Annotated in this window: 15 protein-coding genes; 3 read left to right on the top strand and 12 right to left on the bottom strand. The window is 62.1% G+C overall.

All coding sequences use genetic code 11. The features are described from left to right. Nucleotide 1: 1 nt before the first annotated feature. Nucleotides 2–538: a hypothetical protein gene (locus ACXMDM_RS07435; RefSeq protein ID WP_259723297.1), complete on the bottom strand. Its 537-nt coding sequence runs from the start codon at nt 536–538 to the stop codon at nt 2–4. Between the two features lie 13 nt (nt 539–551). Then, nucleotides 552–1,790, bottom strand: coding sequence for a hypothetical protein (locus ACXMDM_RS07430; protein WP_499569300.1), 1,239 nt, complete (start codon nt 1,788–1,790; stop codon nt 552–554). Nucleotides 1,791–1,968: 178 nt separating this feature from the next. Here ACXMDM_RS07430 and ACXMDM_RS07425 point away from each other — a divergent pair, with 178 nt between their 5' ends. Next, nucleotides 1,969–2,277 (top strand): hypothetical protein, encoded by a 309-nt coding sequence (locus tag ACXMDM_RS07425; RefSeq protein ID WP_259723299.1) that lies wholly within the window; start codon nt 1,969–1,971, stop codon nt 2,275–2,277. An 86-nt stretch (nt 2,278–2,363) separates the two neighbouring features. Here ACXMDM_RS07425 and purB read toward each other — a convergent pair whose 3' ends face one another. Beyond that, entirely contained in the window at nt 2,364–3,659 is a 1,296-nt protein-coding gene (gene purB / locus ACXMDM_RS07420) for an adenylosuccinate lyase (RefSeq protein ID WP_259723300.1), read from the bottom strand. Between the two features lie 130 nt (nt 3,660–3,789). Between purB and ACXMDM_RS07415 the strand changes: the two genes are divergently transcribed. Further along, entirely contained in the window at nt 3,790–4,611 is an 822-nt protein-coding gene (locus ACXMDM_RS07415) for a TlyA family RNA methyltransferase (protein ID WP_311134222.1), read from the top strand. 44 nt (nt 4,612–4,655) lie between these two features. On the opposite strand, the gene ACXMDM_RS07410 is transcribed toward ACXMDM_RS07415, so the two are convergent. The 3 genes from ACXMDM_RS07410 to ACXMDM_RS07400 form a co-directional block, all read right to left on the bottom strand. Beyond that, the gene (locus ACXMDM_RS07410) at nt 4,656–4,994 is read right to left on the bottom strand and encodes a P-II family nitrogen regulator (protein WP_071801211.1); all 339 of its coding nucleotides are present in this window, start codon (nt 4,992–4,994) and stop codon (nt 4,656–4,658) included. Nucleotides 4,995–5,063: 69 nt separating this feature from the next. Then, complete coding sequence (locus ACXMDM_RS07405) at nt 5,064–5,288, bottom strand: hypothetical protein (RefSeq protein ID WP_071801210.1); 225 nt, start codon at nt 5,286–5,288, stop codon at nt 5,064–5,066. 86 nt (nt 5,289–5,374) lie between these two features. Further along, nucleotides 5,375–5,596, bottom strand: coding sequence for a DUF4278 domain-containing protein (locus ACXMDM_RS07400; protein WP_259723301.1), 222 nt, complete (start codon nt 5,594–5,596; stop codon nt 5,375–5,377). 305 nt (nt 5,597–5,901) lie between these two features. Between ACXMDM_RS07400 and queF the strand changes: the two genes are divergently transcribed. Then, the gene (gene queF / locus ACXMDM_RS07395) at nt 5,902–6,297 is read left to right on the top strand and encodes a preQ(1) synthase (RefSeq protein WP_259723302.1); all 396 of its coding nucleotides are present in this window, start codon (nt 5,902–5,904) and stop codon (nt 6,295–6,297) included. On the opposite strand, the gene ACXMDM_RS07390 is transcribed toward queF, so the two are convergent. The 6 genes from ACXMDM_RS07390 to apcA all read right to left on the bottom strand — a co-directional run bounded on the left by ACXMDM_RS07390 (nt 6,282) and on the right by apcA (nt 11,071). Continuing rightward, a complete protein-coding gene (locus ACXMDM_RS07390) occupies nt 6,282–7,604 on the bottom strand; it encodes a cytochrome c biogenesis ResB family protein (protein ID WP_233831338.1) in 1,323 nt (440 codons plus the stop codon). The two genes, queF and ACXMDM_RS07390, sit on opposite strands and share 16 nt — an antisense overlap. A 32-nt stretch (nt 7,605–7,636) precedes the next feature. Further along, a complete protein-coding gene (locus ACXMDM_RS07385) occupies nt 7,637–8,359 on the bottom strand; it encodes a cytochrome c biogenesis CcdA family protein (RefSeq protein WP_259723303.1) in 723 nt (240 codons plus the stop codon). A 16-nt stretch (nt 8,360–8,375) separates the two neighbouring features. After that, the gene (locus ACXMDM_RS07380) at nt 8,376–9,500 is read right to left on the bottom strand and encodes an FtsW/RodA/SpoVE family cell cycle protein (protein ID WP_499570379.1); all 1,125 of its coding nucleotides are present in this window, start codon (nt 9,498–9,500) and stop codon (nt 8,376–8,378) included. A 321-nt stretch (nt 9,501–9,821) separates the two neighbouring features. Continuing rightward, complete coding sequence (locus tag ACXMDM_RS07375; protein WP_006171988.1) at nt 9,822–10,022, bottom strand: phycobilisome linker polypeptide; 201 nt, start codon at nt 10,020–10,022, stop codon at nt 9,822–9,824. Between the two features lie 35 nt (nt 10,023–10,057). Next, complete coding sequence (gene apcB, locus ACXMDM_RS07370) at nt 10,058–10,546, bottom strand: allophycocyanin subunit beta (RefSeq protein ID WP_071801205.1); 489 nt, start codon at nt 10,544–10,546, stop codon at nt 10,058–10,060. A 39-nt stretch (nt 10,547–10,585) separates the two neighbouring features. Beyond that, nucleotides 10,586–11,071 carry an allophycocyanin subunit alpha gene (gene apcA / locus ACXMDM_RS07365; RefSeq protein ID WP_259723305.1) on the bottom strand — a complete coding sequence of 162 codons (486 nt, stop codon included), beginning with the start codon at nt 11,069–11,071 and terminating at the stop codon, nt 10,586–10,588. Nucleotides 11,072–11,518 lie beyond the last annotated feature (447 nt).

The raw sequence follows: 11,518 nt of genomic DNA, 5'->3' as shown, positions 1-11,518 counted from the left end.
CTTAACGCCCCCCCTTCAAGCTGGCGGCGCCAGGCACCACGAAGCGATGACTTTTCGGTGATGCCAGCAGGGTGGGCAGCCAGAACAACAGGGCAACATCCAGCACCACGAACAGCAACAGCAGGATCCAACCCATCAACGGCAAGGGGTAGTAATTCACGCCGCCGCCTTCCAATGGGCTGGTGCCCGTCACTTGCCATTTGAAAACGGTGAAGTGGAGCTGGGCCAGCCAACCGAACAGCACAAGAAGCAGGGCTGCCAGCCACCAGCGACCTCGCATCTGACGGACTTCGGCGGAGCTCCGCGTGCTGCGTCGAAAAGTCACGCTATACCAGATCAACAAGGCTGTGAGACATCCAAGCCAAAGCACGGTGAACGAGGGGCTGCTGCCGGTCTGCAAATAGTCCTGAAGATCAAGCCCCGGCCCGACAAGCCAACCGGCGAACACATTGAGAAACAAAACATTCTGGGCCAGGAACACCCAGAGCAGTCCAGCGATGACGCAAACAAGAAGACTGATCCACTCCCGGGGACGCATGAAGGCTCACAGCTCAGGTGGTGAAGGCAACGCAGAAAGCAGCAGCGGGTGGGCTGCCGGCAGGGACAACAGCCTGGCTGAGGCTGGTCAGGGTCAGTAGAAGGTTATCCGTCTGGTCTTTGGCCTTGCCCGCGGCAGCAGGTCCCCGATTCCAGGTCAACCACCACTGCTCCGGCAAACTCCCCGCTTTCACCGTTCCACGGAATGCACCGCCTGGAGTTCCCGGAGCCACCGTGAACCGTGCCACCAGTTCCCCTCCGATCACGGACAGCTCTGTCACCGTGACTCCCTCGGCGGAGGGTTCCCGGCTGGCTCCGGCTAAGGCCAGGGGGCTGATGGTCATCAGGTCTGCCGGCGCAGCGCTTCCAGCCGCAACGCTGGATGCCACCAGACCCTTCGATGAGCTCACCACCAAGCCGGCGGCCGTGGGCAGAAGTTTCACCAGTTGGTAATCGGCGTTGCCGCTGGGGCCATAAGTGGTACCGCTGATGCGAATGGGCAACCCTGAGCTGGCGCTGGCCCGTGGTTCCCCCCAGGCCGTAGCGGCCTTGAGCGTGGCGGTCTTGCCCCCCAACAACGAAGACTCGATGGGTCCCTTGAATCCCGAAAGGGCGAGAGTCTGACGCACACCGGCGAGAAAGGATTCCACGGCCCCCCTGGACCCGGTGGCAAGGAGGTAAAGCGGCCGGTTGGCCTTGCCATCATGAATCCGCTTGGCGTTGCTATCGAAAACCGTGCCTTCAAACGGCAGTCTCAGCCCCAGGATTCCGATGCTGGCACCTCGCCTTAGGTCGGCCCCAATGGCACCACGCAGGGCAGAGATATCTCCTTGGTTCACTTCCAGATCCGACACCATCACCCGCAGGGGAACCGGTCCGGTCTGCTGGGGAAGGGTCCAGAGGGTATCGAGACTGGAGGCCACGCTGGGAACACCGGCACAGCCGCCGAAATAACAAGGCTCTGCTGCTTCGTCAATGGCACCCATTGTTGTGCTTTTGCTGCCACCAATGCGATAGGTCTCAGTGCTTTTGAACTCTCCGGCCGTGAGTTTGATCGCCCTCAACAGACGCTTCCAGTCCTCACCATCACCTCCCCCAGAGAGGAAACCGGCCATCGAACCACTGCCATCGATACCAATCAAGGCTTGCTGCGAAGGTGGAGTTATCTTCGCCTCCTGAACATCCGCCCTGACCTGGACGCAGGGGGGCAGTTGCCCACCCGAGCAGCCGGCGGTGGCAAGAGCGATACCCATCGCCATCAACATCCCGGAAACTGGGAACCGGACAGTTTCATAACGCTTGTTCGACTGCTGGCAGGCTGAGATGGGGCTTTCAGCCAAAATGGCTGCCGCGATCAGTCATCCACGCTAAGCGGAGCAACCAGCTGCCTCTCCATAGAATCCCTGCCGTCCCAGCAAAGCGCATGTTTCCTTGAGCACCGCCCCAAGCGATGGCTGTGCCTCAGGCTGCGGAGGCTGCCTGCTGATCCTTCTGGTGGCAGCCCTGTTTGTGGCTGGACCCACCGGTTGGATCGTCGCCGTGGTGGTTCTCGTGATTCTCTGGCTGGCAGAGCGAAGCGGCAAGAGCCGCGGGAGACCGCGACCCCGTGCCATGGTCGCCGATCGAATGCCGCCACTTCCACCGCCCGAGAGCCAGATCCAGCTGGAGCAGGGGACGTCTGATCGCGAGCTGGAGACCTTGCTGGCCCAAGCCCGCAAAGCTGTGGATGATTTGCCCTAGGCCCTTGGAGCCGGTTCTCAACGCCACCCCCTTTTCCCCACAAAGAGCGATCGTCCGGCAGCATTCCGAGGGGCTGGGGCGGGATTTCAGAGGCCCAGCCGCTCCCAGATCACGCCCAGCTGGGCCTGATGCAAGGCCGTGCTGAAGCAGGCTTCGCGCTGGGCGGCATTGAGACGGCCGCAGACTTCAGCATCACCGTTGAGGTTGGCGCGAAAATCGCCGCCTTCGGTGTTCCAGGCGCTATGGGCATGCCGCTGAACGATGGCGTAGGCCTGCTCGCGGGCCATGCCGGCTTCGACAAGGGCTAGCAGCACCCGCTGACTGAACACCACGCCGCCATAAACGTTCAAGTTGCGCTGCATGTTGGCCGGATAGACGCCCAGTCCCCGGATCACTGCGGTCATCTCGCGCAGCATGAAGTGGAGGGTGACGGAACAATCCGGCAGCATCATTCGCTCCACCGAGCTGTGGCTGATGTCCCGCTCATGCCAGAGGGCCACGTTCTCCAGGGCGGCCACGGTGTAGCTGCGCAGCACGCGCGCCAGTCCGCTGATCCGCTCGCTGCGAATGGGGTTGCGCTTGTGTGGCATCGCCGAGCTTCCTTTCTGGCCCTTGGCAAAGCTTTCCTCCACCTCCAGCACGTCGGTGCGTTGCAGGTTGCGGATTTCAGTGGAGATACGCTCCAGGGAGGTGCCAACCAAAGCCAGGGTCTGGACGTAGTCGGCATGCCGATCGCGGCCGATCACCTGGGTGCTGACGGTGTCGGGGACCAGACCAAGCCGTTGGCAGGTGAGGGCTTCCACCTCAGGATCGGTGTTGGCATAGGTGCCCATCGCTCCGCTGATCTGCCCCACGGCCACCACCGTCTCCAACCGCTCCAGCCGTTCCTGGTTGCGCAGGGTTTCAGCCAGCCAGCCAGCCACCTTGAAGCCGAAGGTGATCGGCTCGCCATGGATGGCATGGGAGCGACCAACCATCACCGTGTCCTTGTGGGCCCCGGCCAGCTCACGCAGAGCCGACACCAAACCGTCAAGTTCATGGCGCAGGGCCTGAACCGATGCCTTCAGCTGCAGGGCCAGGCCAGTGTCGAGCACATCGGAGCTGGTCATGCCGACGTGGATGTAGCGGCCAGAGTCTCCGACGTGCTCATTGACGTTGGTGAGGAAGGCAATCACGTCGTGGCGCACCTCCGCTTCAATCACGGCAATCCGCTCAGGCTCGAAACGTGCCTTGGCCTGGATCTCCGCCAGCGCTTCAGCCGGGACCCGGCCCAGCTCACACTGGGCTGCACAGGCTGCCAGCTCCACCTCTAACCAGGTCTGGAATTTGGCCTGCTCACTCCAGATCCTGGCCATCTCAGGCAGGGAATAACGCTCGATCAAGGACTAGCAAAGCTCAATGTTGTTCCCAATCTATGGGTCGGCTGTGAGCCTTCTCTGGCCCTGGGCCGTGGTTCAGTACCCACTGAATCTCCAGCCGGCTCCGACCAAGCCGGTCGGCACAACCCTGGCCATGGCCCCGAAGCAGCGCCTTGATCTCCATCTTGTGGCCCTCGGCTTGGTCGCCAGTCGCCAGCAGGCTCAGCAGCTGATCCGGGCGGGCCGGGTGCGTCTGGGCGGCCAGATTTTCGACAAGCCGGGCATGGAGGTGCGAGCGGAGCTGGTGCCAGACGTTGACCCAGGGCCGCGTTTTGTCTCCAGGGGAGGCGAGAAACTGATCGCGGCCCTGGAGGCCTTCCCGCTGCAGGTCGAAGGCCGGATCTGCCTGGATGGCGGGATCTCCACCGGTGGCTTCACCGACTGCCTGCTCCAACACGGAGCCAGCAAGGTGTACGGGGTGGATGTGGGCTACGGCCAGACGGCCTGGAGCCTGCGCACAGACGAACGGGTGGTCCTGAAGGAACGCACCAACCTCCGCCATCTCCACTCCGACCAGCTCTATGGTCCTGGCGATCTCTGGGCAGATCTGGCCGTGGCCGATCTGTCGTTCATTTCCTTGGCCCTAGTACTACCTGCCCTGAGGAGGTTGCTGGTTGCGGAGCAGGCCGAGGCGGTGGTGCTGGTCAAACCCCAGTTCGAGGTGGGCAAGGCCCGGGTCGGCAAGGGCGGCGTGGTGCGTGATCCCGTGGCCCATGCCGAGGCCATTGAAGGGGTGATCACTGCCGCCGCTGCACTGGACTGGCAGGCGGCAGGACTGGTGGCCTCACCGATCACCGGTCCGGCTGGCAACCATGAATACCTGCTCTGGCTCAGACCTGGGTCGCAAAAAGGTATCGAGGTGCTCGACATTGCAGCGATCGATTGCTTGGTGAGAGCCACACTGAAGCAGATGTGAGGACCACCTAAGCCGTGAAGCCCGATGGCCCCGATCGCGCCGGCTTAGATGGCGCTGCTGTCGAGGTCGCCGGTGCGGATGCGGATCACGGTCTCAATGGTGCTGATGAAGATCTTGCCATCGCCGATCTCACCGGTGCGGGCGGCTTCCTGAATGGCGTTGACCACCGTTTCAACGCGGTCGTCATCAACGACAACGTCAAGTTTGAGTTTCTGCAGAAATTCAACGGTGAATTCCGATCCCCGATAACGCTCAACCTGTCCCTTCTGCCTGCCGAACCCGCGCACTTCGCTGACGGTCATCCCGACAATGCCGGCATTGACCAAGGCCACCTTGACATCCTCAAGCTTGAAGGGACGAATGATGGCTTCGACTTTTTTCATGGAATCACTTGAATGTGCAGGTTGAAGGAGTCAGGTCCATAGCAAGACCTTGGTGCGACGGACTTGGGCCTAGTCCGGCGCGATCGTCGGGAGGCCCGTGCGGCTGACGCAGAGACCCGCTGCGGTGGCGTCGTCGCAGATCAGGTCAGCAGAGGCTTGCTCCACGCTGACATTACCTTCAGCGAGATGGTGCCAGTGCTTGTCTTCGAAGTGGGTTTGCAACCAAAGCATGCCCACAGCCGAAGCTGGTTGCAGGCGATAACCACAGGTTGTGGGGGCAAGAGCGAGATCCATGACAAGACCCTGCGAAGGAGCTATTAGGCCCGAGCATGCAGGGTCACGGTGTCTCAGTTGTTACAACTGATCAGGCTTGTGCTTGATCAGCGACTCTGCAGCTGAGCGGCGAGATCTTGGCGGCGTTGGTGGTAGACGCTGCCCCGGTAGTGCAGAACAACGGATTCGTTGGCAGGAGCTGGATCGTGGCGCAGGGATTCGGCGAAGTGAACCCCGCGGTAAACATGCTCAACAGCTTGGGGGCTGGGGGCGACCTGATGGTCGGCGGGGTAGGCAACGCCCCTGTAAACGCGTGTGGATGGAGTCATGGCTGAAAGGCCTCGAAGGGTTGGAATCACGGGCCCCGAGGGCCGGCGCCGCTTCGCCGAAAGGAGCGTTGCTTCGCCTCGCGGTGGGGCTACTTCCAACAGATGCCCAGAGAACCTGGAGCATGCTCAACGTTTTGTCCTTCAGAACATTTGTAGCCCAGGCAAACCGTTCATTGCGAACAAAACCGCCGCATAGCCTGCTTTTCTTAACATTCAGGCCGTTCCATACCATCAAGGTGTTCCAGCATCACGGCTTGCCCAGCAACGGCTTGCAGAGTCACGGCCTCCTCGACCCCCCCTCCTCGATGACAGACACCCAGACGCCCCACTACGGCGCTCGGCAGATTGCCGCAGCCGCATTGATCTGTTTCGACAACCCCCGGATCGGTCGCCCCTACGACGTGGCGATCGAACTACCTGAATTCACCTGCCTCTGCCCTTTTTCGGGGTATCCCGACTTTGCGGTGTTACGGCTGACCTACCAGCCCGGTCCCCGCGTGCTTGAGCTCAAGGCACTGAAGCTGTACGTGAACAGCTGGCGCGATCGCAGCATCTCCCATGAGGAAGTGGCCAACCGGATCCTCGACGACCTGGTCGCAGCCTGTGAACCTGTCTGGATGCAATTGGAGGCCGACTTCAACCCGCGTGGAAACGTTCACACCGTGATCCGCGCCAGCCACGGCACTCAGCTGCCCTGTTGAACCTCCTGGGCATCGGCCTCCCTAGAGCGGCCGCCCTGGACCAGGACCAACAGCGCCGGGAGTTCTTCAGCCAAGGCCGTGAGGTTGCGATTACAAAGGCCAGCCAGGTGCAGCTGACCCCGCGCCGAATCGGCGATGGCCCAGAGCTGGCGGGTGGCGATCAGGCTCAATCCTCCCCCTAACAGGGCGATCGCAAAGCCGGTGTAGACCAACGGCACGCCTGGGTCCCGCTTGAGCAGCAGGCCACTGGCGGGCAGAACGCTGTCAACCCGCAACGGCAGGCCGCCGATTTCCAGCGGGGCGCCGCCGGGCACGATCTGACCGATCGAGACGGCGTCAGCTCCAAACACCTCGATCGGGCCCTGCTCGTTGCTGAGGGTGAGGAGGACGGGCTCACTGCCATCGGGGCGGGTGGGTAGGGCCAGACCCCAGACCTGTTCCCCTAACTCGGGCAAGCTTCGCAGCGGCAGTTCCAGCAAAGGACTGCGGCCGATCTGAACGGTGATCGCCGCCAGCGCCCAGTCAGCCTGATAAACAGTCATCCCGCGGAAGCGCAGCGGGTGATTGACACTCACTTCGGCCGTATCGACCTGCTCACCGGCGGAATTCTTGAGCAGCAGTTGGGAGCGGAACTGCTCGGGCCTACCGGCCGGATCCCTCTCGATCAAGAAGCTGTCCACGGCCAGGGTCAACTGGCTGTCCCCCCGGGAATCCAACAGCTCCAGCTCCCGGCCAGGGGCCAGAAAACGCTCGAGCCGCACGCCAGCGAGTGCTCCCCAGGCCGAGCCCACCATCAAGACCACAAGGCCGGCGTGAACCAGCAGGGGCCCGACCCGTCCGCCGATCCCGCGCCGCGCCGCCAGGCGATCCTCGGCCGGCTGTAATTGCCAGCCCTTCGCTTCGAGCAGCTCCTCCAGCCGGCGCAGATCGTTGCTGGGATCGGGGCTGGAGATCGTTTCAGCCAGGCTCAGTTTGCTGAGCTGGCGTGGTGAGCGGTAATCGATCCAGCGCAGTGCCGCCCGCAGTGCCGGCCACTGACGCCTCCAGCTGCACAACACCAAGGCGAGGCCCAGCCAGGCCAATAGCCCAAGAAACCACCCACTGGAATAGACGTGATCGAGTTCCAGCCTGAGAAGCCAGTCGGCATTGATCAGCCCAAGCCACGGCTGGCTGTCGTAGAGCCGGTGGTAACGATCACTCGGTTCCTGCTGGGGAATCAGGGTGCCGATGCTGCTGGCCATGGCAATCAGCAGCAGCAGACCGATCGCCAGACGCAGGTCGGAAATCCAGGCGACCAGCCTGAGAATCCGCTGGTTGGAGCGGCCACCAGAAGGAGTGCTCAAGGCCATTGGGCCAGGAGTGTCAGCCCGCCGCTGGCCACAAGCACGACGCCACTGATCGGTGGAATCCAGCGGCTGAGAGGGCGCAGATCGAGAAGCCGTCGCATCGAGGAGGCCGCGCTGCCAGCCAGCAACAGGGGCACTACCTGGCCAGCAGCGAAGCAGGTGAGCAGCGTCATTCCAATCAAGGGACGGCCCTGTTGGGCTGTCCAGGCCAACAGCACAGCAAGCACCGGGGTGGTGCAGGGGCTGGCTGCCAATCCGAAGGCAGCACCGGTGGCCAGGGGGGCCAGGGCCGCAGGAACGTATCGTCGCCAACGCTCCGGATCAGGGCCGCTGGGCAGGGGCAGGCTTAGCAGTCCCAGCAAATTGAGCCCCATCACCACCGCGAGCACCGCCACCAGTGCAGGGATGAAACCGGGAATCTGGCCGTAGAAGCTACCCAGCAGGGCACTGGCCCCACCCAGGGCAACCAGGGACAGCACGATTCCGCCGGCAAAACTGAGACTGCGTTGCCATGGCCTGCCGGCATGGTCCGGAAATCCAGCCATGTAAGCCATCGTGATCGGCAGCAGCGAGAGGGAGCAGGGGCCAAGGCTGGTCAGCAGACCGGCAGCAAACACGATCGCCAGGGTCAGCGGACCTGGAGCGTTGAGGGAGCTGGTGGTGAGCTCCTCGCCCCAGCGAGCCAGGTCGGCAAGTTGCAGCCCCAGGCTGGTCATGGACAGGCCAAAGATCTCAGCCTATCGGGGCAGGGTTAATGGCAGCAGCGTCAAGAGATCCCTGCCGCTCGCGACGCTTGCGTCTGGGGCGATTGTCGAATCCCGCCGATTCGAGTGAGCAGCGAATCAGCAAGCCTGCCGTAACCAGGCTGGCCAGCAGAGAGTTGCCCCCATAGCTAACCAGCGGCAGGGGCAACCCCGTGGTGGGCATCGCTCCGCTCGCCACAGCGATATTGAGAATCGACTGACCGACGAGCAAGGTGGTGCAACCCATCGCCACGAGGCGCTGCTGGTTGCCGCGCGACCCCAGGGCCACCCTCAGACCGATAAAGGCGAACAACAGCAGAAAAAGAAGCAGCATCAGCGATCCGACGAATCCAAATTCTTCGGCAAATACCGCGAAGATGAAGTCGGTCGATTGGATCGGCAGGTATTGAAGCTTCTGGGTGGAGAGGCCGAAACCCTCACCCAACACACCACCGGAGCCGATCGCCAGAAGACTCTGCACCAGTTGGTAGCCATCCCCCTGGGCGTCTTGCCAGGGATTGAGGAAGGAGGCCACCCGGATGCGCTGATAATCGTTGATCATGATGCTGGCCAAGCCCATCATTCCGCCGGCCAAGGCCGTGCCCAACATCATCAGCAGGGGCAACCCTGCGGCGAGCGCCATGGTCCAGAGCAGCAGGCCGGTCAGCGCGGCAGTGCTGAGGTTGGGTTGCTTGAGAATCAACAGCAACAGGATCGAAAAGGTTCCCAGCCACAGCAGCTTTTGATCGATGCCGATCCGCTTCCAGTGGGCGAACAGAGCGGCCCCCTGGAGGACGACGAAGGGTTTGACCAGCTCTGAAGGCTGGATCTGGACCGGTCCAACCACCAGCCAGCGACTGGCTCCATTGACTGGAGTGCCGGCCACCAGGGTGGCGACGATCAACAGCACCCCCACCAGCACAGCCGGACCGGCCAGCCACAGCCAACGCCTCAGGGGGGTGCTGATCGCCAGCCAGAGCAACCCCCAACTGGCGATCAGCCAGATCAGCTGACGTTTGAGATAAAAAGCCGGATCGCCCATTTCACGGGCGGCCACCCACCAGCTGGCTGAAGCCAGGATCAACAGGCCAGCCAGGCTCCAGATCGCCACCATGCCAATCAGCAAGCGGGCTTCGGCGGGCCATTGAGCCCAGGGCAACCGAGAATCATCGGCCTCGGCCTGGCCCCTTCCGGATTGGCTGCGGGGTGGCTGGCTCCTGGAGCGGGAGTTCGCGAAACCGATCAAAGCGAAGGGAGCGGGGGAGATCCACCCATTCAGCCGTGCCGGGGGTCGCAATGAAAGGGGTCAGGGGCCAAAAAAAAGCCCGGACAAGCCGGGCAATGGATGGGGCAATGGGAAACTAGGAACCCGGGCCCATCGTTGGGACAAGCCCAAGGCTGGGGGCAGAACCTGCCGGTTCAGCCCGTACGCCCATCAGTTACCGACGTTGACTTGTCGTCGGCCGGTGACCAATTCCACCTTCAGAATTTTTCCGCCCTGTTTCATGATGCGCTGCTGCTCGGCGAACCAGCTTTCATAGGGCACCCACTTGGTGAAGAAGGTGTTCTGCAGTTCCCTCTGGCTGCGCACCTTTTCGGGGCAGGGGATGCAGGCTGTGATCTTGAACAGACGCATGGAAGATTCCTCTCAGGAATGGGGGCGGAGTGGAATCAGTTCCCCAGACCGGAGCTGATGTAATCGAGGTAGACGCCCAGCTCTCTACCTGCATCGGGACCGACGAGGGAGGCGGCCATCTCCTTCATGGCCTGAATCGACTGCACAGTGGCTCCGATGGGCACGCCAAGGGAGTTGTAGGTCTCCTTGAGGCCGTTGAGCACCCGTTCGTCGAGAATGGAGGTGTCACCAGCCAGCATGGCGTAGGTGGCGTAGCGGAGGTAGTAGTCGAGGTCGCGGATGCAGGCGGCGTAACGACGGGTCGTGTACATGTTGCCGCCCGGACGGGTGATGTCCGAATAGAGCAGGGTTTTGGCAACGGCTTCCTTGATGATCGCCGAAGCGTTGGAACCGATCGTTGCCGCCGCTCTGACCCGGAGTTCTCCGCTGGCGAAATACTGCTCAAGACGTCCGATAGAGGAATCGTCCAGGTAGAGACCCTGAACGTCGGACTGATTGATGACGTTGGTGATCGCGTCTTGCATGGGTCCTGGGAAGAGGCGGGGGGCAGGAAGGGACGGACCTCAGGAGAGGGCGCCGATGACGTAGTCGAAGTAGAAGCCTGCCTCCTCGGCATCGGCTCCGTTGAGCAGCCCCATGGAGGCGTTCTTGAGCTCACGGACAGATTCGGCCATGGCCTCCAGGGGAGTGCCGAGGGCGCGGTACATCTCCCGGGCACCGATGATGCCGATCTCTTCGATGGGAGTCACATCTCCAGCCACCATGCCGTAGGTCACAAGGCGGAGGTAGTAGTCGATGTCGCGAAGACACGTGGCCGTCATCTCTTCTCCGTAGGCGTTGCCGCCGGGAGAGATCACGTCGGGACGCTTCTGAAAGAGGGCGCCGCCGGCCTGCTTCACAATCCTCTCGCGGCTCTCGCTCAAGACCTGAGCCACTCTGAGACGGCGTTGACCGCCGCTGACAAAGGACTTGATCTGGTCGAGTTCGCCAGGACTGAGATAGCGGGCCTCGGCGTCCGCGTTGATGATCGAGTTGGAGACGATGCTCATGCAGTTCTGCCTCGAAACAAGCGGTCACCGAAAGGAGACCGATATCCGGATGGGTAAGGGGAATACCTTGGCTCGTTGCCTCCGGCAGACCTTGGGGGTCGACGCGGGTTGGGTTGGAGTCAAAGCGAACAATCGAGCTGGCCGATCGCCAATTGATTCTGCGGGAAGAGGGGCGATCAAGCGTCGCGGTGGTAACAGTTCTTCACGGCACCCGGATCGGGCAAAACCCTTTGCTGTCAAGGCATCTGGCGAATTATGCCGCTGATTCCCCTGCCTGGAGCAAAGGCGACGATTCCTGATCGCCCTGCCTGGATCGCAAGACTTTCAATCATCGGAATCGGCAATAATCCACACAAAAAGCATGAATAAGCCCGACCTATTTCCAGTGGCATCGTCGCTGCGAATGCCACCACTGAATTGCCTGATCTGTTCAGCAGAAACTCTGCT

This window comes from Synechococcus sp. CS-603, assembly GCF_977929215.1.
The sequence above is the reverse complement of the archived record's forward strand: the minus strand, read 5'-3'. Positions and strand labels throughout refer to the sequence as shown.